At 70.0% G+C, this 23,630-nt stretch carries 30 protein-coding genes; 17 read left to right on the top strand and 13 right to left on the bottom strand.

Annotated elements, in window-relative coordinates; all coding sequences use genetic code 11:
• Nucleotides 1-19 precede the first annotated feature (19 nt).
• Genes DT073_RS12025 through DT073_RS12010 form a run of 4 tightly spaced genes read left to right on the top strand, consistent with a single transcriptional unit; the run spans nucleotide 20 to nucleotide 2,958 of the window.
• Nucleotides 20-1,081 (top strand): 4-hydroxy-3-methylbut-2-enyl diphosphate reductase, encoded by a 1,062-nt coding sequence (locus DT073_RS12025; protein WP_205782938.1) that lies wholly within the window; start codon nucleotides 20-22, stop codon nucleotides 1,079-1,081.
• Entirely contained in the window at nucleotides 1,078-1,644 is a 567-nt protein-coding gene (locus DT073_RS12020) for a DUF6264 family protein (protein WP_124293598.1), read from the top strand. The genes DT073_RS12025 and DT073_RS12020 overlap by 4 nt, the downstream gene beginning before the upstream one ends.
• Entirely contained in the window at nucleotides 1,641-2,381 is a 741-nt protein-coding gene (locus tag DT073_RS12015) for a formylglycine-generating enzyme family protein (protein ID WP_124293597.1), read from the top strand. The genes DT073_RS12020 and DT073_RS12015 overlap by 4 nt, the downstream gene beginning before the upstream one ends.
• A gap of 28 nt (nucleotides 2,382-2,409) precedes the next feature.
• Complete coding sequence (locus tag DT073_RS12010; RefSeq protein ID WP_124293596.1) at nucleotides 2,410-2,958, top strand: MOSC domain-containing protein; 549 nt, start codon at nucleotides 2,410-2,412, stop codon at nucleotides 2,956-2,958.
• A gap of 21 nt (nucleotides 2,959-2,979) precedes the next feature.
• Here the strand turns inward: DT073_RS12010 and fbaA are convergent, their stop codons facing one another.
• The gene (gene fbaA / locus DT073_RS12005; protein WP_124293595.1) at nucleotides 2,980-4,011 is read right to left on the bottom strand and encodes a class II fructose-bisphosphate aldolase; all 1,032 of its coding nucleotides are present in this window, start codon (nucleotides 4,009-4,011) and stop codon (nucleotides 2,980-2,982) included.
• Between the two features lie 220 nt (nucleotides 4,012-4,231).
• Between fbaA and glpX the strand changes: the two genes are divergently transcribed.
• Nucleotides 4,232-5,221, top strand: coding sequence for a class II fructose-bisphosphatase (gene glpX, locus DT073_RS12000; protein WP_124293594.1), 990 nt, complete (start codon nucleotides 4,232-4,234; stop codon nucleotides 5,219-5,221).
• A gap of 159 nt (nucleotides 5,222-5,380) precedes the next feature.
• Nucleotides 5,381-5,584, top strand: coding sequence for a UDP-N-acetylmuramyl pentapeptide phosphotransferase (locus DT073_RS11995; RefSeq protein ID WP_124293593.1), 204 nt, complete (start codon nucleotides 5,381-5,383; stop codon nucleotides 5,582-5,584).
• A gap of 10 nt (nucleotides 5,585-5,594) precedes the next feature.
• On the opposite strand, the gene DT073_RS11990 is transcribed toward DT073_RS11995, so the two are convergent.
• Nucleotides 5,595-6,899 (bottom strand): DNA recombination protein RmuC, encoded by a 1,305-nt coding sequence (locus DT073_RS11990; protein ID WP_124293592.1) that lies wholly within the window; start codon nucleotides 6,897-6,899, stop codon nucleotides 5,595-5,597.
• Between the two features lie 44 nt (nucleotides 6,900-6,943).
• On the bottom strand, nucleotides 6,944-7,561 hold the full coding sequence (locus tag DT073_RS11985; protein WP_124293591.1) for an exonuclease domain-containing protein: 618 nt from the start codon (nucleotides 7,559-7,561) through the stop codon (nucleotides 6,944-6,946).
• Nucleotides 7,562-7,643: 82 nt separating this feature from the next.
• Here DT073_RS11985 and DT073_RS11980 point away from each other — a divergent pair, with 82 nt between their 5' ends.
• Together DT073_RS11980 and ychF are read left to right on the top strand one after the other, a co-directional pair.
• On the top strand, nucleotides 7,644-8,390 hold the full coding sequence (locus DT073_RS11980) for a class I SAM-dependent methyltransferase (RefSeq protein WP_124293590.1): 747 nt from the start codon (nucleotides 7,644-7,646) through the stop codon (nucleotides 8,388-8,390).
• A gap of 42 nt (nucleotides 8,391-8,432) precedes the next feature.
• On the top strand, nucleotides 8,433-9,506 hold the full coding sequence (gene ychF, locus DT073_RS11975) for a redox-regulated ATPase YchF (protein WP_124293589.1): 1,074 nt from the start codon (nucleotides 8,433-8,435) through the stop codon (nucleotides 9,504-9,506).
• Here ychF and DT073_RS11970 read toward each other — a convergent pair.
• Entirely contained in the window at nucleotides 9,458-10,105 is a 648-nt protein-coding gene (locus tag DT073_RS11970; RefSeq protein ID WP_124293588.1) for a DUF4386 domain-containing protein, read from the bottom strand. The genes ychF and DT073_RS11970 overlap by 49 nt on opposite strands.
• 69 nt (nucleotides 10,106-10,174) lie before the next feature.
• On the opposite strand from DT073_RS11970, the gene DT073_RS11965 reads away from it, so the two are divergent.
• Nucleotides 10,175-10,843: a TetR/AcrR family transcriptional regulator gene (locus tag DT073_RS11965; RefSeq protein ID WP_240638598.1), complete on the top strand. Its 669-nt coding sequence runs from the start codon at nucleotides 10,175-10,177 to the stop codon at nucleotides 10,841-10,843.
• 6 nt (nucleotides 10,844-10,849) lie between these two features.
• Here DT073_RS11965 and DT073_RS11960 read toward each other — a convergent pair whose 3' ends face one another.
• Nucleotides 10,850-11,518: a class F sortase gene (locus tag DT073_RS11960; protein ID WP_240638597.1), complete on the bottom strand. Its 669-nt coding sequence runs from the start codon at nucleotides 11,516-11,518 to the stop codon at nucleotides 10,850-10,852.
• On the bottom strand, nucleotides 11,515-12,228 hold the full coding sequence (locus DT073_RS11955) for a CHRD domain-containing protein (RefSeq protein ID WP_124293587.1): 714 nt from the start codon (nucleotides 12,226-12,228) through the stop codon (nucleotides 11,515-11,517). The genes DT073_RS11960 and DT073_RS11955 overlap by 4 nt, the downstream gene beginning before the upstream one ends.
• A gap of 225 nt (nucleotides 12,229-12,453) precedes the next feature.
• Here DT073_RS11955 and DT073_RS11950 point away from each other — a divergent pair, with 225 nt between their 5' ends.
• From DT073_RS11950 to DT073_RS11940, 3 genes are all read left to right on the top strand, one after another.
• Entirely contained in the window at nucleotides 12,454-12,966 is a 513-nt protein-coding gene (locus tag DT073_RS11950; RefSeq protein WP_124293586.1) for a sigma-70 family RNA polymerase sigma factor, read from the top strand.
• A complete protein-coding gene (locus DT073_RS11945) occupies nucleotides 12,966-13,676 on the top strand; it encodes an anti-sigma factor (protein ID WP_124293585.1) in 711 nt (236 codons plus the stop codon). Before DT073_RS11950 ends, DT073_RS11945 begins: the two co-directional genes overlap by 1 nt.
• Before the next feature lie 73 nt (nucleotides 13,677-13,749).
• Entirely contained in the window at nucleotides 13,750-14,313 is a 564-nt protein-coding gene (locus tag DT073_RS11940) for an alpha/beta fold hydrolase (protein WP_124293584.1), read from the top strand.
• 10 nt (nucleotides 14,314-14,323) lie between these two features.
• On the opposite strand, the gene DT073_RS11935 is transcribed toward DT073_RS11940, so the two are convergent.
• Nucleotides 14,324-14,716, bottom strand: a complete 393-nt coding sequence (locus DT073_RS11935) for a PPOX class F420-dependent oxidoreductase (RefSeq protein ID WP_124293583.1) — start codon at nucleotides 14,714-14,716, stop codon at nucleotides 14,324-14,326.
• Between the two features lie 104 nt (nucleotides 14,717-14,820).
• Between DT073_RS11935 and DT073_RS11930 the strand changes: the two genes are divergently transcribed.
• Both DT073_RS11930 and DT073_RS11925 read left to right on the top strand, forming a co-directional pair.
• Nucleotides 14,821-15,042, top strand: coding sequence for a hypothetical protein (locus tag DT073_RS11930; protein ID WP_164478185.1), 222 nt, complete (start codon nucleotides 14,821-14,823; stop codon nucleotides 15,040-15,042).
• A gap of 79 nt (nucleotides 15,043-15,121) precedes the next feature.
• Nucleotides 15,122-15,451: a hypothetical protein gene (locus DT073_RS11925; RefSeq protein ID WP_124293581.1), complete on the top strand. Its 330-nt coding sequence runs from the start codon at nucleotides 15,122-15,124 to the stop codon at nucleotides 15,449-15,451.
• Here DT073_RS11925 and DT073_RS11920 read toward each other — a convergent pair.
• Nucleotides 15,448-15,810, bottom strand: coding sequence for a hypothetical protein (locus tag DT073_RS11920; RefSeq protein WP_124293580.1), 363 nt, complete (start codon nucleotides 15,808-15,810; stop codon nucleotides 15,448-15,450). The two genes, DT073_RS11925 and DT073_RS11920, sit on opposite strands and share 4 nt — an antisense overlap.
• 57 nt (nucleotides 15,811-15,867) lie before the next feature.
• Here DT073_RS11920 and DT073_RS11915 point away from each other — a divergent pair, with 57 nt between their 5' ends.
• Both DT073_RS11915 and DT073_RS15845 read left to right on the top strand, forming a co-directional pair.
• A complete protein-coding gene (locus DT073_RS11915; RefSeq protein WP_124293579.1) occupies nucleotides 15,868-16,716 on the top strand; it encodes an Fpg/Nei family DNA glycosylase in 849 nt (282 codons plus the stop codon).
• A 42-nt stretch (nucleotides 16,717-16,758) separates the two neighbouring features.
• Nucleotides 16,759-16,902, top strand: coding sequence for a hypothetical protein (locus DT073_RS15845; protein WP_164478184.1), 144 nt, complete (start codon nucleotides 16,759-16,761; stop codon nucleotides 16,900-16,902).
• A 36-nt stretch (nucleotides 16,903-16,938) separates the two neighbouring features.
• Here the strand turns inward: DT073_RS15845 and DT073_RS11910 are convergent, their stop codons facing one another.
• The 3 genes from DT073_RS11910 to DT073_RS11900 form a co-directional block, all read right to left on the bottom strand.
• On the bottom strand, nucleotides 16,939-17,487 hold the full coding sequence (locus DT073_RS11910) for a type 1 glutamine amidotransferase domain-containing protein (protein ID WP_124293578.1): 549 nt from the start codon (nucleotides 17,485-17,487) through the stop codon (nucleotides 16,939-16,941).
• Between the two features lie 88 nt (nucleotides 17,488-17,575).
• Nucleotides 17,576-19,093: an MDR family MFS transporter gene (locus DT073_RS11905; RefSeq protein ID WP_124293577.1), complete on the bottom strand. Its 1,518-nt coding sequence runs from the start codon at nucleotides 19,091-19,093 to the stop codon at nucleotides 17,576-17,578.
• Nucleotides 19,094-19,234: 141 nt separating this feature from the next.
• Nucleotides 19,235-19,444, bottom strand: a complete 210-nt coding sequence (locus DT073_RS11900) for a hypothetical protein (RefSeq protein WP_124293576.1) — start codon at nucleotides 19,442-19,444, stop codon at nucleotides 19,235-19,237.
• Nucleotides 19,445-19,501: 57 nt separating this feature from the next.
• Here DT073_RS11900 and DT073_RS11895 point away from each other — a divergent pair, with 57 nt between their 5' ends.
• Complete coding sequence (locus tag DT073_RS11895; RefSeq protein ID WP_124294500.1) at nucleotides 19,502-21,544, top strand: ABC transporter ATP-binding protein; 2,043 nt, start codon at nucleotides 19,502-19,504, stop codon at nucleotides 21,542-21,544.
• A 2-nt stretch (nucleotides 21,545-21,546) separates the two neighbouring features.
• On the opposite strand, the gene DT073_RS11890 is transcribed toward DT073_RS11895, so the two are convergent.
• Both DT073_RS11890 and DT073_RS11885 read right to left on the bottom strand, forming a co-directional pair.
• The gene (locus DT073_RS11890) at nucleotides 21,547-22,488 is read right to left on the bottom strand and encodes a glycosyltransferase family 2 protein (RefSeq protein WP_124293575.1); all 942 of its coding nucleotides are present in this window, start codon (nucleotides 22,486-22,488) and stop codon (nucleotides 21,547-21,549) included.
• Nucleotides 22,485-23,624: a cysteine desulfurase family protein gene (locus DT073_RS11885; RefSeq protein ID WP_124294499.1), complete on the bottom strand. Its 1,140-nt coding sequence runs from the start codon at nucleotides 23,622-23,624 to the stop codon at nucleotides 22,485-22,487. The genes DT073_RS11890 and DT073_RS11885 overlap by 4 nt, the downstream gene beginning before the upstream one ends.
• Nucleotides 23,625-23,630: the final 6 nt, after the last annotated feature.

Here is a 23,630-nt window from a genome sequence, read left to right as displayed (position 1 = left end):
GCCCCGTAGAATCGAGGGGATGAGCACTCCGACCGTGAGCCTTCCCGTTCCCCGCATACCGGGGCGCCGCGGGCGGCTCCAGGATATCCCGGTGTCCGGACCCAAGAAGGTGCTCCTCGCCGCTCCGCGCGGCTACTGCGCCGGCGTCGACCGGGCGGTGATCGCGGTCGAGAAGGCGCTCGAGCGTTACGGGGCGCCGGTGTACGTGCGCAAGCAGATCGTGCACAACATCCACGTCGTGACCGAGCTCGAGCAGAAGGGCGCGATCTTCGTCGAAGAGGTCGACGAGGTCCCCGAGGGGGCGCACGTGGTCTTCAGCGCCCATGGAGTGTCGCCGGCCGTGGTGTCCGCCGCCGCCGACCGGGGACTGCAGGCCATCGATGCGACGTGCCCGCTGGTGACGAAGGTGCACCGCGAGGCCGTGCGGTTCGCCCGCGATGATTTCGAGATCCTGCTCGTCGGCCACGAGGGTCACGAAGAGGTCGAGGGCACGGCCGGAGAGGCGCCCGACCACGTGACCGTCGTGAACTCTCCCGATGAAGCGGATCTGGTCGAGGTGCGGGACCCCTCGAAGGTCGTGTGGCTCTCGCAGACGACGCTGTCGGTCGACGAGACGATGGAGACCGTCCGGCGTCTGCGCACGCGGTTCCCGCAGCTGCAGGACCCGCCGTCGGACGACATCTGCTACGCCACGCAGAACCGCCAGGTCGCCATCAAGAAGGTCGCCAAGGACGCCGACCTCGTGATCGTGGTCGGCTCGGCGAACTCGTCCAACAGCGTCCGCCTCGTCGAGGTCGCTCTCGAGTACGGCGCGAAAGCGGCCTACCGGGTCGACTACGTCGACGAGGTCAAGCAGGAGTGGCTGGACGGGGTGCAGACCGTGGGTGTCACCAGCGGGGCCTCGGTCCCCGAGGTGCTCGTCCAGGAGGTGCTCGCCGAGCTCTCGGGGGCCGGGTACCGCGACGTCGAAGAGGTGCGGACCGCTGAGGAGGATCTGATGTTCTCCCTCCCCAAGGAGCTGCGAACCGACCCCGCGGGTCGTCGTGACGAGCGCGCCCTGGGCGGCCGGGGTCGCGCGTGACCGACGGGTCCGATCCTCGGCCGCGGCCGCAGTACGGCGAGTACGCCACCCCGGAGGAGCAGCGGGCGAGGATCCAGCAGCCCGACGTCACCGTCGCGTTGGAGACGGGAGCGGCACCGGCTGCGGCGGCATCACCTGCACCGGAGTCGACGTCGACTCCGACGAGGGATGCCGCACCAGACGTCATCGCCTCGCGTCGCCGGTTCTTCGACCGCGTTCTCACCATCGCCCTGCTGATCTACGCGGTCTTCTCCGTCGCGACGGCCATCCCGGCTCTGGTGGACTACAACGGCTACGTCCAGACGCTCTTCGAGTTCATGGGCGTGACCGAGGCCCCCGATCCGACCTTCGACGGCCGTGCGTGGGGTGTGGCGGCGTCGCTGGTGCTGGGCGTCGGTCTTCTGCTGACCGCCGCGGTGTCGTGGATCATGCTCCAGCGGGGGAAGATCACGTTCTGGGTGCCGGTCGTGGGTGGCGTGGTGTTCAACCTCATCTCGGGTGCCCTGCTGATGGTGCCGCTCCTGAGCGATCCTGCGCTCATGGGGGCTCTGCTGTCGCGGTGACCGAGTTCACCCTCGCCGCCATCCCCGGTGGGACCGTGGTGCTGCACGATGCGCGCCGGAAGACACGCCGGAGCGTCGAGCTTTCGCCGTTCGAGATCGGCGTGTACCCCGTCACCGAGGAGCAGGTGGCCCAGATGCTCGAAGGCGGGCGTCATTCCCGCCGACCTGCGTCCGAGGTCAGTTGGCTCCGCGCGATCCGCTTCTGCAACGCCGCATCGGAGTGGGAGGGCCTGGATCCTGCGTACACCTACGACGGTGAGCAGGTCACGTGGCATGTCGACGCCGACGGGTATCGGCTTCCCACGGAGGCGGAATGGGAGTTCGCCTGCCGAGCAGGCTCGAGCGGCCCCCACTACGGGCCGCTCGCCGATGTCGCCTGGACGAGCGCCGATGGCGTCGAGGGTCCCCAGCCCGTCGGCGGCAAGCATCCGAATCTGTTCGGGCTGTTCGACACGCTCGGGAACGTCTGGGAGTGGTGCTGGGACTATCTCGACCCGGCCCGCTACGCCGACTACCGCGTCTTCCGAGGTGGAGGATACGCGGACGACGCGTGGAGCGTGCGAGCCTCCACCCGCCGTGGCGGACCACCGAGGTCGTCGCACGACGACGTCGGGTTCCGCATCGCCCGCGGCGGTTTCGACGCCGATGGTGAAGCTCAGGGATGGTCGGCCGAGGCCGATCTCCGGCGGGCGGACGTCGATGGTCCCGTGCCTTTCGGCTGGACGCCACTGCGCTGAATCCGGCTCGTCGCTCTAGGCTGATCGGATGCCTCGCCTCCTCGCCGTCTGCGCGGTCCACCAGCTTCGTCCCGACGCCGGAAGCAACGGGGTGACCGCCATCGACAAGCGCCCTGTCGAGGGCGCGGCGGCCGTCGGCCGCTACGGCGTGCGGGGCGACGTCCAGGCCAATCGCACGCACCACGGCGGACTGGACAAGGCGCTCTACGCGTACGCGCAGGAGGACGCCGACTTCTGGGCGCTCCAGCTCGATCGCGATCTTCCGCCGGGATGGTTCGGCGAGAACCTCCGGGTGGACGGAATCGACGTCAACGCCGCCCGCGTCGGCGAGGTCTGGCGCATCGGGGGTCGTCTGGAGCTCGAGGTGACGATGCCCCGCACGCCGTGCGCCACCTTCGCTCGCTGGGTCGGGGGCAGCCAGGCGCGCGGCTGGGTGAAGCGCTTCTCCGACGAGGGCCGGTTGGGTGCTTACCTGCGCGTTCGCAAGACCGGCTCCGTCACCGCGGGAGACCTCGTCGAGGTGGTGGAGCGCCCCGAGGGGGCGCCCACCGTGCTCGAGATCTACCGCGGCGTCTGAACAGTCGCGCGCGGGGCGCCCTCAGACGCCGAGGGACTTGCCGGCCGAGCCCAACTGGTGGGTCGCCTCGACGACGCGCGCGGCCATCGCCGACTCGGCGATCTTGCCCCAGGCCCGCGGGTCGTACTGCTTCTTGTTGCCGACCTCGCCGTCGATCTTGAGGACGCCGTCGTAGTTGGAGAGCATGTAGCCCGCGACCGAACGGGTGAACGCGTACTGCGTGTCGGTGTCGATGTTCATCTTCACCACGCCGTTGGCCACGGCCAGGGCGATCTCCTCGTCGCTGGAACCGCTGCCACCGTGGAAGACCAGATCGAGGGGCTTCGGGCCGGTGCCGAAGCGCGAGGCGATGCCCTCCTGGATCTCACCGAGAAGCTCGGGGCGGAGCTTGACGTTTCCGGGCTTGTACACGCCGTGGACGTTGCCGAAGGTGAGCGCGGAGATGTAACGGCCGTTCTCTCCGAGCCCGAGTGCCTCGACGGCCCTGGTCACATCGCCGACGGTCGTGTACAGCGCCTCGTTGGATCCCTCGTGTGCGACACCGTCCTCCTCGCCGCCGACGACGCCGACCTCGATCTCGAGGATCGCGTTGATGTTCTTCAGGCGCGGCAGAAGGTCCTTCGCGATGTCGATGTTCTCATCCAGCGGCACGGCCGACCCGTCCCACATGTGCGACTGGAAGAGGGGGTTCCGGCCCGCCTTGACCTCTTCTTCCGATGCCTCGATGAGCGGCAGCACGAAGTTCGGCAGCGCTTCCTTGGGGCAGTGGTCGGTGTGCAGGGCGACGGTGATGGGGTAGTTCTTGGCGACCTCGGTGGCGAACCTGGCGAAGGCGAGGGCGCCGGCCGCGCGAGCCTTGACGGTGTGACCGGCGAAGTAGTCCGCGCCGCCGGTGGTGACCTGGATGATCCCGTCCGAGCCGGCCTCGGTCAGTCCCTGGAGCACGGCGTTGATCGTCTGCGAACTCGACACGTTGATCGCCGGGTACGCGAACCCGCCGGCCTTGGCGCGGTCGAGCATGTCGGCGTACTGATCCGGGGTGGCAACGGGCATGAGGACTCCTGGTTGTCGAGTGGCCTGAGATGGGACGGTCGTGCGGGCTCCGCGCAACGCGGGTCGATCGAAACTCTAGCGAAGGCCTCGGCCGCGTGCCCGCCGGCACAGCGAACGGCCCTCGGCGCGGACTTACCGAGGGCGAAAGAACGGGTGTTCCTTCGCCCGAGGTCGGACCGAAGGCCGGTCGTGCGCCGCGCGCGCTGGCTAGGCTGGGGCCATGGTGAGCATCACCGGCGATATGAGCCCCCTGCACCCCGACCGCAACCTCGCGCTGGAGTTGGTGAGGGCCACCGAGGCAGCGGCCATCCGCGCCGTGCCCTTCATCGGCCGCGGGATGAAGGAAGCCGCCGACGGCGCCGCCGTCGACGCCATGCGCGCCTTCCTCACGACGGTGAACTTCGACGGCACGATCGTGATCGGCGAGGGCGAGAAGGATGACGCGCCGATGCTGTTCAACGGTGAGCGCGTCGGCAACGGCCGCGGCCCCCAGTGCGACATCGCCGTCGATCCGATCGACGGCACGTCGCTCACCGCCGCAGGTCGCAACAACGCCCTCTCGGTGATCGCGGTGTCCGACCGCGGATCGATGCTCGACGCCTCGGCGGTGTTCTACATGGACAAGCTCGTCACCGGCCCCGCCGGTGTCGGCGTGGTCGACATCCGTCTCCCCATCGGTGAGAACATCCGCCGACTGGCCACGGCGCTCGGCAAACCCGTCGACGAGATCGTCGTGTCGGTGCTGAACCGCCCCCGGCACGAGCAGCTGATCGCCGACATCCGCGAGGCCGGGGCCGGCACCCGTCTGATGAGCGACGGGGATGTCGCCGGTGGGATCAACGCGGCGCGTCATAACGCCCGCACCGACATGTGCGTGGGAATCGGAGGCAGTCCCGAGGGCATCGTGACCGCGTGCGCGATCAAGGCCCTGGGCGGCCACATCCAGGGTGTGCTGTGGCCCCGCGACGACGACGAGAAGCAGAAGGGCATCGACGCCGGACTGCTTCTGGACGATCACGTCTATGAGGCGGACGACCTGGTGAAGGGCAGCAACACCATCTTCGTCGCCACCGGTGTCACCGACGGTCAGCTCGTCGACGGCGTGCGCCGCGAAGGAGACCACGTCTACACGGAGAGCGTCGTGCTCCGCGGGGCCTCGGGGACGCTTCGCCGCATCACCTCGGAGCACCTGACCTCGAAGTGGCTGTAAACGCGACGAGGGCGGGCCGGCAGGCAGACGTGGACGGCGAACTGTAGCAAATCGCCGATCGTGACGCAGTCGTGACGGGCATCTGTGGACGGTTCTGGCACAATTGATCGCAGTGCCAACGGAGTCACGTGTCGTTCGTCCACAGCAGGGGGTTACTCCATGTCGGTACAGTCCGTGGGTCCGCAGACGGGAGCGCAGGCGGTCATCGCCGACGCCGTCGACCCCGCCCGCCGCCCCGATGTGTTGTTCCGGGTGCGCCGGGATGAAGACCATCAGCTCTCTCCGTGGTGGATGATCGGCGCTTTCGCCGGAGTGTCCGTCGCCGTCATCACCCTGCTGAGCTTCGTCCCCGGCGGGGCCTGAGCGCCCCTCGTCAGCGGTGGTGCGGACCGAGCCGGTCCCGGAGGCCGCCGATATCGGCGGTCGCGCCGGGCGCTCGTTCATCTGATGCCACCGACGCTGCGTCGAGCCCGTCGAGCAGTTCGGGCGCGGTGAACCTGCGAGGGCCCGAATCGATCGCCGCGGGCGCGCGGAGCGCATCGATCTTGGTCTCGTCGATGCCGGGGAACTTGCGCGCGGTCACGAGGACGCGGGATTCAAGCGACCCGACGAGGCCGTTGTAGGCGTCGAGGGTGCGCTCGAGAGCCCGGCGCAGGTCGTCGGCGTGGCCGGCGAGCGTGCCGAGACGGTCGTAGAGCTGGGTACCGAGGTCGAACAGCACGCGCGCGTCGGCCGACACGTCCTGCTGCGTCCACGTGTAGGCCACCGTCTTCAACACCGCCCAGAGGTTGACCGGCGACGCGATCGCCACGCGGCGGCCGAAGGCGTAGTCGAGGAGTGAAGGATCGTCCTCCAGCGCCGCGGCGAGGAGCGATTCACTCGGCATGAAGCAGATGACGAACTCGGGGCTCGAGCCGAGCCCCGCCCAGTAGGCCTTCTTCGACAGCGCATCCACGTGGGCGCGGACGGCTTTGACGTGCTTCTCGCGCAGCGCACGGCGGCGCACCGCCGGTTCGCCGGAGGCGCCGTCGGGAATCGCGGACGCCTCGAGGTAGGCATCGAGCGGCACCTTCGCGTCCACCGGGATCGCCTTGTCGCCGGGGAGGCGGATCACCATGTCGGGACGCCCGCCACCGGCATCCGATCGCACGGCGCTCTGCAGATCGAAGTCGACGTGCCGTGTGAGCCCCGCCGCTTCGACGACCCGACGCAGCTGGGTCTCGCCCCACACGCCGCGCGTGGTGCCCGACCGAAGCGCCGACGCGAGCGATTCGGTCGTCGCTCGCAGCGCCTCGTCGGACTGCTGCGCACGACGGAGCTGCTCGGCGAGGCTGCCGAACTGCTCCTGCCGCTCGCGTTCGATCTCGCCGACGCGATGCTGCATCGTCTGCAGCGTCTCGGCGACCGGAGCAAGGGCCCGCAGCACCGCCTGTTCGCGGCGCTCCCGTTCTTCGCGCGTCGCCTGCTCAGCACGGGACTGCGCCACGAAGTCGCGGTACAGCCGCAGCTGCTCGGCGAGCTGCGCGCTGATCGCCGCCTCGGAGGCCTCGGCCGCCGCCAATCGCTCACGCACCGTGGCCGCTCGCGATTGCGCGCGCACCGCCGCGAGCGCCCAGCCGGCGAGCAATCCGGCGAGAAGGCTCGCCGTCACGAGCAGGGGGAGAAGGAGGGCGTCCATGACCACACCATGCCGCAGGGGTCGGACATCGCGTACGCGACGCGCTACGCGACGGCCTCGAACGACATCGGGCGCCGCGCCGCCGGTGCGTCGCCGAGTGCGATCTGCGAAATCCGGACACCGGTCCACGCGGCCAGGTCGTCGATGTCGTCGGCGGCGACCCGTCGCGCCGCGTCGATCATGACGTGCGCGCACGCGAGGGCGTCGGCCACGGCGTTGTGATGGGCGAACTCGGCGAATCCCGCTTCAGCGGCGACGAAGGGCAGTCGGTAGGACGGCAGCTTGTACACCTTGCGCGCGACCTGCAGGCTGCAGGCGTACCGGTAGGGCGGGCAGTCGTCACCGGTCGCCTCGCACGCGCGTGTGAGCACGGCCATGTCGAAGCCGGCGTTGTGTGCCACCAGCACGTCGCCGCCGGCGAAGCCGGCGAGATCACCGAGCTGCTCCGACCAGCCGGGGGCGTGGGCGACGTCCTCCGGGCGGATGCCGTGGATGCGCATGTTGATGTCGAAGAAATGGTCGTGGCCGGCAGGCGGGCGGATGAGCCACCCGGCTGTGGCGACGACCTCCCCGCCGCGGACCCGCGCCAAGCCGACCGCACACGCCGAGGCACTGCTGGAGTTCGCCGTTTCGAAGTCGATCGCGGTGAAGTCCAGGGCCACGGCTTCACCCTCTCCATCGTCCGGCCGCGCGCGTCCGAGGCGCGCCGGGGTTCTGAAGATCGCCCCGCCGTAGGCTGAGGGCATGGCCCGCCGTGAGGAGATGTCGACATCGTTCGGGCGCGAGGCCGCCCGCTACGAAAGCGGACGCCCCGACTACCCCGCGGAGGCGGTCGCGTGGCTCCTCGAGCCGATCGTCGTCGCCGGTCGGCGACCCCGCGTCGCCGACGTGGGCGCGGGAACGGGCAAGCTCACGAGGGTCCTCCGAGAGCTCGAAGCGGAGGTCGTCGCGGTCGATCCCGATGCCGACATGCTGGCGGAGCTGCGCCGACGCGTTCCCGGAACCCCCGCCTTCGTCGGAACAGCCGAGCGGATGCCTCTCCCGGACGCATCGGTCGACGCCGTCGTCGCCGGTCAGGCATGGCACTGGGTCGATCCCGTCGCAGGCGCTGCCGAAGCAGGTCGGGTTCTGCGGGAGCGCGGCGTCCTGGGCCTGGTCTGGAACGTCCGCGACGAGCGTGTCGCCTGGGTGCGTCGCCTCACCGGGATCATGCACGGGTCCTCGGCGGAACAGCTCATCTCCGAGGGCGGTCCCCAGCCGCATCCGCCCTTCGAGCGCTTCGACACGCGCGTCTGGGAGTGGCATCGACCCCTCACCCGAGAGGCGTTCCTCGACATGGCCGCCTCGCGCAGCTACGTCATCACCGCCGGCGAGACCGCTCGCCGGAGCATCCTCGACGAGGTCGGAGTGCTGTTCGACGAACTCGCCGAGAACGGCATCGTGGAGCTTCCCTATCGCACCGAGGCCTTCCGTGCGGCCGTCGGTCACTGACGGCGTCGGGAAGGCCGCGCGCCGCCGGTAGGCTGGATGCCCGTGGCTCTCACCATCGGAATCGTCGGTCTTCCCAACGTCGGCAAGTCGACGCTCTTCAACGCCCTCACCAAGAATCAGGTGCTCGCGGCGAACTACCCGTTCGCGACGATCGAGCCGAACGTCGGCGTGGTGAATCTGCCCGATCCGCGTCTTGACGCCCTCGCCGAGGTCTTCCACAGCGAGCGCGTGGTGCCCGCGACGGTGTCGTTCGTCGACATCGCCGGCATCGTCCGCGGCGCGAGCGAGGGGGAGGGGCTGGGCAACCAGTTCCTGGCCAACATCCGCGAGGCCGACGCCATCGCGCAGGTGGTGCGCGGTTTCGCCGACGACGACGTGGTCCACGTCGACGGAGCGGTGAATCCCGCCGGCGACATGGAGACGATCAACGCCGAGCTCCAGCTGGCCGACCTCCAGACGCTGGAGAAGGCGATCGGCCGGTACGAGAAGGAGGTCAAGGGCAAGAAGCTCGACCCCGTCGTGCTCGAGACCGCCCTCGCCGCTCAGGACGCCCTGCAGAAGGGTGTGCTGCTGTCGGCCTCGGGCCTCGACCTGTCGCCGATCCGGGAGCTCGGCCTCCTCACGGCGAAGCCCTTCATCTTCGTCTTCAACGTCGACGAGGCCGTCCTCACCGACGATGCGCGCAAGGCCGAGCTCGCCGCCCTCGTGGCGCCCGCGCAGGCGGTGTTCCTCGACGCGAAGATCGAGTCGGAGCTGATCGATCTCGACCCTGAGGATGCCGCGGAACTGCTGGCCTCCACCGGTCAGACCGAATCCGGACTGGACCAGCTCGCTCGCATCGGGTTCGCCACCCTGGGTCTTCAGACCTACCTCACCGCGGGGCCGAAGGAGGCTCGCGCCTGGACGATCGGCCAGGGCTGGAAGGCGCCGCAGGCGGCGGGTGTGATCCACACCGACTTCGAAAAGGGCTTCATCAAAGCCGAAGTGATCTCCTTCGACGACCTCGTCGCCCTCGGCTCCGTCGCCGAAGCCCGCGCGAAGGGCAAGGCGCGCCTGGAGGGCAAGGACTACGTCATGCGCGACGGTGACGTGGTGGAGTTCCGCTTCAACAACTGACCGCGCCGGGGGCGCAGGCCCACCGCGATGAGGTGGATCGCCAACCAGACCTCGAATGCGAACACCGGCACCGCGCAGATCGCCGCGATCGTTCCGCCCTGCGGAATGAGGCCGAACAGCTGGGCGGTGTTGCTCATCCCCACCAGTGCCCCTCCGGCGATGCCGAGCACAGCGAGGCCGCGGGGGACGACCCCGGCATCGAGAAGCAGCCAGCCCAGGATGACGGTGTTCACGCTGATCACCAGGCCTTGCCCGACGAGGAATGCCGCGGTGTGGAGAGCCCACAGGGCTTCCGCGGTCGGTCCGGCCGCGGTCAGTTGGAGCAGCGCGAGCATCGGCAGGGTGCCCGCGGCGATGACGGCGGCCTCGAGCGCTCGAAGTCCGGCGAAGGTCGCCGCGCGTGCGGGTCCGAACGGGCGCAGCAGCAGCCAGAGGAGGATCCCTGTGCCCAGGCACCCGGCAGCGAGGATCAGCTCGAGGGCGACGCCGACGGCGAGGGCGTCCGACCCGTAGGCCGCGACGGCGGTGACCGACGTGACGTGGGTGACGAGATACAGGACGCCGGCGGTGCGCGCGTACAGGTGGGAGCGGGGGGTCATCGAGATCCTCACACGAAAGGTATACGCCGTAAACCGACGTGCCCCTCACCTTAGGTATACGGTGTAGACGTGTCAAGTGCCGTGTCTCGTCGACCGCTCGACCGTGAGCGTGTGCTGGATGCCGCTGTGGCCTTGGCGGATGAGGTCGGCCTCGATGCGACCAGCATGCGACGGGTGGCGGAGGCGTTGGGGGTCACCGCGATGGCCCTGTACAAGCACGTCGCGAACCGCGAGGAACTCGTCGACGGCATGCTCGACCGACTGGTGGCGAGCATCGACGTGCCGAGGGACGGCCTTCCCTGGCAGGAGGCGCTGCGCGCCCGGATCCGGTCGGCACGCGCTGTGATGGGCGAGCATCGATGGGCGCAGGCGGCGATCGAGTCGCGGGCGGCGGCGAGTCCGACCGTGCTGGCCTACATGGATTCGCTCATGGCCATCATGTTCGACGGGGGGCTCTCGGCGGACCTCGTGCACCACGCCATGCATGCACTCAGCACGCGGATGTGGGGGATCACGCGTGATGTCCTGCCCACTCCCACCGTGCCCGCCGACCCGGTTGTGCGGGCACAGGCGATGGCGGAGTTCGCGGTTGCGTACCCGGCGATCGCACGGATTGCGACGACCGCTCCGCACGCGGGTGCGGCCTGCGACGAGGACGCAGAGTTCACCTTCGCGCTCGACCTCATGATCGACGGATTCGCCCGACGGCACGAGGCGGGGTGGGCCTCGGTCTCCTGACGGGCGTCACCCGACGCGGACGGCGAAGACGACGCGATTGTCCAGGTAGGACCCGGCCGCCGTATCGAAGATCCCACCGCACGTGATGAGCCGCAGCTCGTCCGAGGGGACGGCGCCGAAGACCTCCGCCGTCGGGAACGCGGACTTGGGATAGTCCGCCGTCTCCCTCACCACGTACGCATGCGCCGTGCCGGCCGTGTCCACCACCTCCACGAGGTCGCCGACCTGCACCTCGCGAAGGCGCACGAAGACCGCGGGGCCCGTCGGGGAGTCGACGTGCCCGGCGATCACCAGTGGGCCCGGCCCTCCGGGTCGGCCGCCGCCGGTGAACCATCCGACATCGTCGAAATCCGTCGGTACCTGCATCGAGCCGTCGGCATTCAGGCCGAGATCGATGAGCGTCTCGTCCAGGCCGATCGAGGGCACCGACACCCGAGCCGGCGGACGCGCCGCCACAGCAGCCTCAGGCGAGTGCGGCGGTGCGGGCGTGGCGGGGGGCGTCGACATCGAGGGAGCTGGCGCCTGCGGCCGCGCGGGGCTCGACGCCTCGGGGAGGTCGGGAGACGTGCAGGCCGTCGCGCTCCCGATCGTCACCGCCAGCACGGCCGCGAGCGCGCCGCGCAGCGCCCATTCCCCCCGGAAGGGGCGCTGCGCAGCCGTCCGCCGCTGCGTCACCGAACGGCGGCCTGCCGGCGCCTGGCCACCACGACCGCAGCGCCGAGCCCGAGTCCCGCCACACCGAGAGCTGCGGCACCGACGCCGAGGGTCGAGGTGCCGGTGTCGGCCGTTCCGCCGGCTCCCGTGTCCACTCCGCCGACGGGGATGGCCGAGAGCTGTCCGCGAACGACACCGGCGGGGTAGTCGACGGTGTGGGAGTCACCGGTGAACCCGGCGGGGTTCGCCTCGATCTCGGCGAGCGAGAATCCGTCGCCGGTGTCGACGCCATCGGCCTCGACGCCCGTCGTGAAGGGTCCCTGGAGGCAACCGGACGACGTACGCGGTCCGTCACCCACCGGCTCGGGGTTGGGGAAAGCGATCCGCGGCGGACCCGGCTGACCCGCCGCTGCCTCGTGGATGTGCGTGGCCGTCTTCGCTGGGCTCTGGTAATCGCCGCTCACACCCTCCAGGCGGATGTCGTAGCAGATGATCTCCAGCTCGGAGTTGATGCGGAACGTGAACGTCCCCGTTGCGCCCTCCTGCCCGGGCGCGGCGACGCCGTCGTTGTTGATGACCTGATCGGGGGTCGCCATGACCGTGAACGCGCTGGTGAACGTGTCCGGCTCCGCGACCTCGGTCTCGGCGTGCGCGGGCATCGCGACGGTGAGGGCGGCCACTCCGGCCAGGGCACCGATCGTCACCAGGCGGGCGGATGTCTTCTTCGTCATTTCCTCGAACCTTCCGATCTGGACGCGCCGGTCGCATCCGTTGTCGGGGTCTACGAGGCGGAAGGCTCGTGCGTTCATCGACGGGCAAAGTCACCGTGCGATGAACGGATGAACGCTGCCGGCGGTATCACCTGGTGATCGCGAGGCCGTCCCGGCGCCCGGGCGATCACTAGCCTGTGAGGAGACGGGGTGGCAATCAGCGCACGACGGGACGAGGGGGAGAGGATGACCTCGGACCCGCGCCCAGCGGAGGACTTCGACGTCCGACGGGCCTTCGCAGAGAACGGCGGCGCTCTCCTGGGGTACGCCGTCAACGCCCTTCGCGACCGTCCGCTCGCCGAGGACTGCGTGCAGGAGACCTTCCTGCGCGCGTGGCGTTCCCGCGACCGCTTCGACGCGGCCAAGGCGACCGAACGCACCTGGCTGTTCGCCATCGCGCGCAACGTCATCGTGGATGCGCTCCGTGCTCGCGCCCGGCTTCCGCGCATCGGCGATGACGCCGAACTCGAGACACGGATGGCGGACGCCATCGACCCGCTGGAACGTCTTCGCATCATCGAGGGCCTCGCGGCGCTCAGTGACGCCCACCGTACGGTCGTCGTGGCGGTGCATGTCGAGGGGCGCAGCTATCAGGAACTCGCAGACGCCACCGGCATCCCCGTCGCCACCTGGCGGACGCGGGCCTTCCATGGGCTCAGGGCCCTGCGGAAACATCTCCAGGAGACCGAGGAGGAATGATGCGCACCCCCGATGACCGCATCGCCGAACTGATGGCCGCCGCGCTCGCCGGCGAGCTGACGGCCAGCGAATCCGAAGAGTGGGAGGCGCTGCGGCGACGCCGCCCCGACGTCGAGGACGAGTTCCGCGAGCTGGCCGCGCTGTCGGGTCGGCTCCGCGAGGGCGATGTCACCTGGACCCCGCCTCGCGATGCGGATGCGCTCGGCGACCGCATCCTCCACGCCGTCGACGCGGAGACCGTGTCCCGCGCGACGGGGTCGCCGGTCACCGCGACGCCCGCACGCGGTCCGCGCCGGTGGATCGCTCCGCTCGTGGCCGCTGCGTGCCTGGTCGCCGGCGTGGCCGTCGGCGTGTCCTGGCCCGATCCGGCGGTCACGACGCCATCGGGACCGCCCGGGACGCTCGGGGCGATCGAACCGGTCGATCTGAACGGTGTGCCCGACGGTGTCGGGATCGAGGCGGACCTCGTGGCCCACACCTGGGGCACGGAGACGGTCGTCGAAGCCACGGGGCTCGACGTCGGCGCGACCTACGAGGTCGTCCTGATCGACGAATCCGGTGTGGAATACTCCGCGGGAGCGATGCTGGGCTCGGAGGTGCCGATCGAGTGCCGCCTCAACGCCGCCGTGATGCGCACCGAGGCGGTGCGTCTCGAGGTCCGCTCGGAGGATCGATCGATCCTCGCGCAGGCGGATCTGCCCGAGGCCTGAGGCGCCACCGGGTAGGCTCCTCGAGGCATTGTCCGGGCCCGAGAGCCCGCCGCACCGACTCGAGAGGATCCCGATGCCCGACCTGCAGACCGTCACGCGCGACGCCCGCGTCATCCCGTTCATCGACGAGGGCGAAGGACCGGTCTCGCTCGTCCTCATCCCCGAGCACAGCCTCGAGGGCGACGCGCTGGGCGCCATCGCACACTATCTCGCCGAGGAGGCCGGGTTCCGCATCATCCGCATCGACGAGCCCGCCGACGGCGATGCCACCGTCGCCGAGCGTGTGGCGGATGTCATGGCCGTCCTCGACCACGTGGGCCTCGACGATTCCTGGGTCGGTGGACACGGCCCCGGTGGCACGGTCGCGCGGGCGGTGGCGGCCGAGCACACGGCGCGCGTCGACGGTCTGCTGCTCCTCGGAGCGGAGGACACCGATCTTCCGCTCGCACCGGGCATTCCGATCCTCGTCATCCAGGGGACGGATGACGCGGTGACCCCGCCGGCGAACGGGGAGCGTCTCCAGGCGTCGGCTGCCGACCGGGCGACCGTGCGCACGGTCTCGGGCGACCACCTCTTCCCGATGTCGCATCCGATCGAGACGGCGCTGTTCATCGAGGAGTACCTCGACTGGGACTGACCCGCGCTGCTCAGCCCTCGAGGTGCAGGAGGACGCGGTTCCTGCCGTCACGACTCAGCACCCGCCCGAGCCCGAGGATCATGCGGGCCTGAAGACCGTACTTCGCGTGGAAGAGCGCGGTGCACCGCTCGATCTCGTCCACGTCGTGCTGGATCGTCGCGGTCGCTGAGACGATCGCCGCGCCGGGGTCGACCCTGCCGGCGCGGTCGCTCGGGCGCAGCGTCACGGCGGGGTTTCTACGGATCCGCTTCACTTTTCCGCTGTCGGCGCCCGTGGTGACCACGAGCCGGTCTGCGTCACGGGCGACCCAGACGGTCGTCGGCACTCCGATACCGTTGCGCCGGAACGTGGTGAGCGAGACGAATTCCTCGGCCGCGAGGGCGATCAGATCATCGGAGGCCATTCTCGGCACGCTACCTGCTGTGCAGGGTCTCGGGGCGGGATCAGCGATTCCCAGCGGGATCCCACCCGTCGACGACGCCCGGCTGGCACACTCGGCTCATGTCCATGGCTGATCCGTTCCTGCCCCTCCCGCCGCGCCGTGACGACGATTCTCCGTTCCAGCGCGAGAACCACTCGCGCGGCGATGAGTCGGAGCCGGATGTCTTCATCGAGCCCGAGGACGGCAGCGCGTCCGAAAGCGGCGAGCCGCCGCTGCTGCCGACGCACTTCCGCACTCCGACCGGTCAGAGCGTCGATCCCGAGCAGGATATCGACCCCGGCGCCTGAGCCCCGGAGCGCCTACCGCGCCGGCCCCGGGTTGGCAAGGGGGCCCCCTTCGGTCGTATCGCCGGAGTAGACATGAGGCATGAAAGTCATCGTCTACGCCGGGAGCGAGTTCCTGACGGGGGATGACCTCGCGACGGCTCTCCTCGAATACAGCGAATCCCTGGGTGCTGCCCACGCCGCCCACATCGTCGAGATCCCGGTCCGAGAGCCCGACGGCTCCACGGTGGGGGCGACGTTCCTGGTGGGGCCGGCAAGTCAGATCGTGGTGAAGGACGCCCCGCTGTCGGGGGCGGAGCTCTCGGCGCCCGACGTGGTGGCGCAGCTGCAGTCTCTGACGAGGGAGCAGCGACCCGTGATGCGGGTCGCCTCGGCTTCCGGTGAGGGGCTGAACTGGGGCGAGGAGTTCTAGGGCGACGGCGCCGCAGCGCCGTCGAACCAGCCGTACGTGTTGAACCATGCGGCGCGGTCGGCGGCGTCGCGGTCGTCGACGGGACCCGCGAACGCGTCGTGGTCCTCAAGCACACCGTCCTCGAGGGCGACGAAACCCCAGCAGACCGGGCACACGGCCCGGCCGTGCGGAAACCCGCCCGGCAGCGAAGGGGCGGCCGACGTCCTCGTGCCGCTTCCTCCGCACCACGGGGGATCAGCCGCCGCGTCCGACCACATCTTTCCGGTGCCGACGCGGTTGTGGAGGCCCGGGTGGCCGGTGGGGCGGGTGCACACCGCGCCGGCGCTTCTGCTCCGACACCAGATCGTCGCGGTCGCCATCCCGAGATTGTAGACAGGCGGATGCCGCATCGCGGCCGTCGATGAAAGGATGACCGCATGCCCGAGTCGCCCGAAGTCCAGGTTCTCGCCGACGTCCTCGACGACGCCGTGACCCATCGCCGGATCATCGGTGTGGACGTGGGTGAGTTCCGCTCGTGGAAGACGCGGGACCGACCGGCCGAGGGGCTCGTCGGCGCGACGATCACGGGCGTCACGCGCTTCGGCAAGCACCTGGACATCGACACCGATCGAGGAGACCTCGTGGTCACCCTCGGTCGCGCCGGGTGGGTCCGTCACCGCGTCGAGGCGGAAGCGGCTGACGACGAGACCGCAGACTCGTCCGGTGCTTCGACGCCGCCGGCTGCGGTGATCGCCACGCTCGACCTCGACGACGACACCGCGCTGGAGTTCACCGACGCCGGCGAATGGCTCTCGCTGGCCCTGTCGCTCGTGGACCACCCCCAGGACGTGCCCGCGGTGAAGAAGCTCGGACCCGACCCGATGTCGCCGACCTACACCCGGGCCGATTTCGACCGGATCACCCTCGGCCGGCGCAAGCAGCTCAAGGCTCTTCTGCAAGAGCAGGAGAGTATCTCCGGTATCGGCAACGCCTATTCCGACGAGATCCTGCATCGCGCGAAGATCGCCCCGACGACGCATGCGGCGGCCCTCGACGACGGCGAGAGGGAGGTGCTTTTCGAGGCGATCCGCGACGAGCTGTCCGAGGCGGTACGTGCACGACGCAGCATCCCGCTGCCGCGGTTGAAACAGGCCAAGGCCGCGTCGATGAGGGTGCACGGACGGACGGGCGAGGCCTGCCCGGTCTGCGGAGGCATCGTCGAGGATGTCCCCGGCTCGAAGGGAGCCGCCCAGTACTGTCCGGTGTGTCAGGGCTCGGTCGATTGAGCCGGCCCGTCCGCGCAGCGGGGATCGGATTAGCATGGAGGGATGACGACTCAGACCTCCGCCACCCAGATCCCCGCCGCGCAGACCGATGACGACGCCAAGCCCCTGGTCCCGGGCGAGAACCTCCTGGGTGCGCCGGGTGCAGCTGCGGGCTCGTGCTGCGGGGGCAGCGCCTGCGGCGTCTGAGTCCTCAGCCCACTCCGCGCACGCCCGCGACGCCGCTCAGAGCGTCTGACCGGCGTGCGTACCCTCGGCGATCTCCTCGACGACCTTCGCATTGAACGCCGGGAGGTCGTCGGGTGTCCGGCTCGAGACGAGTCCCTGGTCGACGACGACCTCCTCGTCCACCCACCGGGCCCCGGCATTGGTCAGATCGGTCTTCAAGCTCGGATAGCTCGTGAGTGTGCGGCCGTCGACCGCGCCGGCCTCGATGAGGATCCAGGCGCCGTGGCAGATGACGCCGACCGGCTTCTGCTGGGAGAAGAAGGCGCGGGCGAAGGCCACCGAGGCCTCGTCCATTCGCAGATGGTCGGCGTTGACGACGCCGCCGGGCAGCACCAGGGCGTCGTAGGATGCCGCGTCGGCGGCGGTCACCGCCACGTCGACCGCCTGCTCGTGTCCCTTCTTGCCGGTCACACTCCCCGATGCGGGGGAGATCAGGTGCGCCTGGGCGCCGGCGTCCGTCACCGCCTGCCAGGGACTGGTCAATTCGCTGTCCTCGTAACCGTCGGTGAGGAGGAACGCGACGGTCTTGCCGTTCAGTTCGGCCATGACACTTCCTTTCGTGGGGTGCCCCCACGCTAGGCCGGTCCGCCGTCTCGGACCGGGACTTGCCCCCGACACCCGTGACGGCTACGCCTCAGTGCGCCGCGGGGAGGGGAAGCCCTTCGTCGGCGGGCTTGCGCACCAGGAAGGCGCTGAACAGCAGCGGCAGCGACACGATCGCTGCGAGGAGGAACGCTGCGTGAGCGCCCTGCGCGCCCGCATCTTCAGCGCCGGACGCCTCGGCGGCGGCCTGCACGCTCGACATCACGGTGATGAACAGGGCGATGCCGGCTGCCCCGGCGACCTGCTGCACCGTTCCGACCACCGCCGAGCCGTACGAGTAGTACTTCCGATCAAGCGACGCCAGCGACGCCGTGAAGAGCGGCGTGAACGACAGTGCGAGACCGATCGACAGCGCGGTCTGGCCCGCGGCGATGGCCCAGACCGGCGTGGTCGCGGTGAACATCGTGAAGACCCACAGCATCCCGACGGCGATCACGGTGCCCGGGACGAGAAGGACCCGAGTGCCGTACCGGTCGTAGATGCGACCCACGATCGGGCCCGCGAGACCCATGGCCAGGGCGCCGGGCAGGACGATGAGGCCCGACATGAACGGGTCGAGGCCCACCACGTTCTGCGCGTAGAGCGGCAGCACGGTGATGATCCCGAAGAAGGCCGCCGAGAGCAGCGTCATGTGGCCGGTGGCGAAGCTGAAGTTGCGGAAGGTGAACACCCGCAGGTCGAGCAGGGCGTCGTCGGTGCGCTGCAGCCGGATCTGCCGCCAGGCGAAGAGCGCCAGCGCGATCACACCGACCGAGAACGCCACGACGAGGGAGACGGTCGCGGTGGCCGACGCCGACGCCTCCTCGGCGGCGGTGCCGCCATGTGCCGCCGCGGCGCCGCCGATCTGGCTAAGTCCATAGACCAGGCCGCCGAAGCCGAGGGCGGAGAGGATCACCGAGAGCACGTCGATCGGGGCGCGCGTGGTCTCGCCGAGGTTGCGGATCCAGATCGCCCCGACGGCGAGGGCGACCAGGGCGATCGGGAGGACGACACCGAAGTTCCAGCGCCAGCCGACGGTGTCGATGAGGAAGCCCGACAGCGACGGGCCGATGGCCGGAGCGAGGGAGATGACGATGCTGACCCGCCCCATCATGCGCCCGCGGGACTGCGGCGGGACGACGTTCATGATCGTCGTCATGAGCAGCGGCATCATGATCGCCGTTCCCGACGCCTGCACGACGCGGGCGACCAGGAGCATGGGGAAGCCGGGGGACAGGAACGCGATCAGGGTACCGAGCGAGAACAGGCTCATCGCGGCGATGAACATCTGCCGGGTCGTGAATCGGCGCAGGAGGAAGCCCGTGATGGGGATCACGACGGCCATCGTCAGCATGAAGGCGGTCGTCAGCCACTGGGCGGCGACGGCGGTGATTCCGAGGTCGACGATGAGACGCGGGATCGCGATGCCCATCGTGGTCTCGTTCAGGATCGCCACGAACGCTGCGGCCAGCAACAGCCAGATGATGCGGCTCTCGATCGGGCTGAGCGTCGCGGGCGTCGCGGCGTCGCGAACGGCGCCGGCGGTGGGGACGGTGTCGGTGGCTGCCACGGGGCTCCTCAGGGCGGGCGGAAGAAAGCGGAGGTTCACGGACGACGCACGCGCGCGCGTGATCCACGAGGACTGTCTGAGGCTAACCGCCGCCTCCGACAGGGCATTCCCGTCGGAGGCGGATCCGTTCTCGCCGGATCGTCAGAGCGCGGTGGTCGGCTGGGTGTCGTCGTCGTCCGCCGACCCGATCGGATCGGTGGGCTCGGGCTCTGGCTCGGCGGCCAGGAGTGCCGCCGGTGTCGGGGACACCAGCTCCTCCTCCGGCACGGCCTTCAACTCGTCGATCTCTGCACGGATCTCGGCGAGGTCCTCCCCGTCGCGGGCGGGCTGTTCCGGAGTGGTCTCGCTCATGGGTCACACCCTACCGAGCCGGTGGGGGTGGGCGTCAGTAGGCTGGCGAAGGTGAGTATGCGCGGGGGAGGCGGCGGGGGAGCTCCCGGCGGCTTCCGGCCGGTCGACATCGAAGCGCAGCGCCGGCTGAACGCCGAGGCGCCGAAGATCCCGAACCTGGGCCGCCGCGTCGTGGCCCTCTTCCGTCCGTACCTCGGACGAATCACGTTGACGGGCATCCTCGTCGTCGTCGGCGCCGGTGTCGCGGTCATCCCGCCGCTCCTGGTGCAGCGGATCTTCGACGACGCCCTGTTCCCCGTCGACGGGGGATCACCCGACATCCCCCTCCTCGCCCGGCTCGTCGCGATCATGATCGGCTTGTTCCTCCTCTCCGCCGTGCTGGGCGTGGTCCAGACGTGGCTCACCTCGACCGTGGGCAATCGCGTGACGGGCGATCTTCGAGTGCGCCTCTTCGATCACCTCCAGGCGATGGAACTGGCCTTCTTCACCCGGACCAAGACGGGCGTCATCCAGTCCCGACTGCAGAACGACGTCGGCGGGGTCTCCGGCGTCCTCACCAACACCGTCACGAGCATCCTCGGCAACGTCGTCACCGTCATCGCGTCGCTCGTCGCGATGATCATCATCGACTGGCGCCTGACGATCATCGCCGTGGTCATGATGCCGTTCCTCGTCATCGTGCAGCGCCGCGTCGGTCAGGTGCGCGCGCGGATCGCCGGAGAGACCCAGGAGTCGCTGTCGGAGCTGACCTCGATCACGCAGGAGACGCTCAGCGTCTCGGGCATCCTGCTGTCGAAGTCGTTCAACCGGCAGCGCACCGAATCGGCGCGCTACGCCGACGAGAACGTCAACCAGGTACGACTGCAGGTGCGGCGGGCGATGAGCGGTCAGGGCTTCTTCGCCGTCGTGCAGGTGCTCATGTCCAGCGTGCCGGCCGTGATCTACCTGGTCGCCGGGCTTCTGGTGACCGGCGGCGCCGACGCGATCACGGCGGGGACGATCGTCGCCTTCACCACGGTGCAGGCGCGACTGCTCATGCCGCTCATGGGTCTCATGCGCGTCGCCCTGGATCTGCAGACATCCACCGCTCTGTTCGCCCGCATCTTCGAGTACCTCGACCTCACTCCTGCCATCAGCGACGCTCCCGACGCGATCGACGTCGCCGATGCCCCCGGACCTGTGGGGCGGATCGAGTTCCGCGACGTGGTGTTCCGCTACCCCGATGCGGCACCGCAGACGCGGCCCACCCTCGCCGGCATCTCGTTCGTCGCGGAGCCCGGGCAGCACGTCGCCTTCGTCGGACCCTCGGGGGCGGGGAAGACCACCGTGCTCTATCTGACGCCCCGCTTCTACGAGGCCGGTGACGGCGCCGTGCTCTTCGCCGGCGAGGACGTGCGCCATCTCACCCAGGAGTCGATCATCGACCGGATCGGGATCGTCTCGCAGGAGACGTATCTCTTCCACGCCACGATTCGACAGAACCTCCGATATGCCAAGCCCGATGCAACCGACGCCGAGCTCGAGTCGGCGTGCCGAGCAGCGAACATCCACCACGTCATCACCGGATTCGAGCGCGGGTACGACACCGTGGTCGGCGAGCGCGGCTACCGGCTGTCGGGCGGTGAGAAGCAGCGGATCGCGATCGCGCGGGTTCTGCTGAAAGACCCGCCCGTCCTGCTCCTGGACGAGGCGACATCGGCCCTGGACACCGTCTCGGAGCGGGTGGTGCAGGAGGCGCTCGACGCCGCGGCCAAGGGGCGGACCACGCTCTCGATCGCCCACCGCCTGTCGACCGTCATCGCCGCCGACGTCATCCACGTGATCGAGGCCGGGCGGATCGTGGAGTCGGGGACGCACAGCGAGCTCGTGGCCGCGGGGGGACTCTACGCCGAGCTCGCCGCGCAGCAGCTCGCCACGACGCGGGTGCTCGAGGCGGAGGCCGAAGACGAGCCGGCCGACCTCCCCGACCGTCGAGCGGACCGCGCGCCGGACGGGGCGCCCGAGCCGCAGGTCGACGCCGAGCTCCGGCGCGATCGCGAGGAGGTCGCGCGGCTGCTCACCGAGCCGGTCGTCGTCCTCCCCGACCGTCCGCTGCCCTGAGCTCACCAGAGGGCGGCGGCCGACACCTCCGGCGTGACGACGCGGTCCGACCCGCGCCCCTGCAGGTCGCGGACGAAGGCGCCCAGCGCGCGCCGGTAGGCGCCGTCGGGATGGGTGCGGGCGATGCTCACGAGGGGCGGAAGATCCAGGGTCAGAATGAGCTCGATCCGCGCGCGCACGGCGGCCGGGTGCCCCGCGGCATCCAGGATCTCGAGCCCGCCACGGAGTCCGTCGAGATAGTCGCGCAGCACCGGCAGGGCCTCCCTGTGCTGGGTGATCGACGACCCGTCCGCGCGTTCGCGCCATTCGACCACGACATCGGGGATCACATCGAACGACCGCGCGGCGGCGTACATCCGCTGGGCGAGGATCTGATCCTCGTACAGCCGCCCCTCCGGGAAACGCAGCCCCGCGCGCTGCCAGAAGTCATGCCTGCTGACCTTGGACCAGGCGACGATGTTGCCCGATGCCGCAGGATGCTCCTGGAGGGAGGTGCGTCGACGCTCGGGGTCGGTCGCGGCGGCGACCCAGGGCTGGACAGGTCCTGCGGCGTAGGCCCCGCTCTCGTCGGCTCGCAGCCGCACGTAGGCGCCGACGACGAAGTCGCTGCCGGTGTCGTCGAGGACGCTGATGAGGCGCTCGAGAGCGGTGGGTGTGAAGCGGTCGTCTCCGTCGAGGAAGGCCAGATAGGGGGTGTCGACCAGGCCCAGGCCCGTGTTGCGAGCCGCAGCCAGTCCGCGCCGTCCGGCGTGGCTGATCACCGAGAAACGCTCGTCCTCCGCGGCAGCCGCCGCGAAGATCTCCGCGGTGTCGTCGGTGGAGCCGTCGTCGACGAGCACGGCGCGCCACGCGCGGAACGACTGGGCCTGCAGTGACGCCAGCGCCTCCGCCACCCAGGGCCCGACGTCGAACCCCGGGACGATGACGGTGAGGGCGGGTGTCACGGGGCCGATCGTACCGCCCGGACGGCCGCGGCGACCTGGTCGGCCAACCCGTCGGCATCCAGGTCCGGGTGGTGGGGAAAGCTGAATCGGACGGCGGTCTGCGCGACCTCGGGCGCGAATCCCATCGCGAGCAGGACGTGCGAGGGCTCATCGCTGCCTGCCGCGCACGCCGATCCGCTCGAGGACACCACTCCTCGTCGCTCGAGCTCGAGCAGGATCGCCTCGCCGGAGGTGCCGGGGAAGACGAAGCTCGCCGTTCCGGGAAGTCTCTCGGTGGGGTGGCCGGTGAGTCGGGCCTCGGGCACCCGAGTGCGCACGCCCGCGATGAAGCGGTCCCGTGTGGCGCTCGCACGCGCGCTGCTGGTCACCCGTTCGGCTTCGGCCAGTTCGAGCGCCGTCGCGAGGGCCACCGCGCCGGCGACGTCTTCGGTTCCGCTTCGGCGCCCCCGCTCCTGCCCGCCGCCGTGGAACAGCGGTTCGACGGGGACACGGCCCCGAACGACGAGGACTCCCGTCCCCTTGGGGGCGCCGACCTTGTGGCCGGCGATCGCGAGACTGTCGGCTCCGGTGCCGGCGAGGGGGAGCCATCCGGCGGCCTGCACCGCATCGAGATGGAGGGGGATGCGTCGGGCGCCGGTGACGGTGGCGATCGCCGCGACATCCTGCACCGTGCCCACCTCGTTGTTGGCGTAGCCGACGGCGACGACGGCGGTGTCCTCCCGAAGGGCACCGGCGACCTCCGCGGGGTCGATCCGGCCGTCGTGGTCGACGGGAAGCATGGTCACCGCGAAGCCGTGGATGCGCCTGAGGAAATCCACCGACTCCAGGATCGCCTCGTGCTCGATGGGCGAGGTCACCACGTGACGCGCGGCGCGATGCTGCTGGGCCGCGATCGCGATCCCCTTCACCGCGAGGTTGTCGGCCTCGGTGCCGCCCGAGGTGAAGACGATGTCGCCGGGCCGCATCCCCACGACCCTCGCCACGCGCGCGCGGGCGTCTTCGAGGGCGGCGGCAGCGGCCTCGCCGACGGTGTGGTGACTCGACGGGTTTCCGAACCAGCGGCTCAGATACGGCGTCATGGCCTCGACGACCTCCGGTCGCACCGGAGTCGTGGCGGCGTTGTCGAGATAGAGCAGTGACAT

The sequence above is a fragment of the Microbacterium sp. ABRD28 genome (assembly GCF_003850245.1).
In the GTDB taxonomy this organism is placed as follows: domain Bacteria; phylum Actinomycetota; class Actinomycetes; order Actinomycetales; family Microbacteriaceae; genus Microbacterium.
This window is presented reverse-complemented; position numbering and strand designations above follow the sequence as displayed.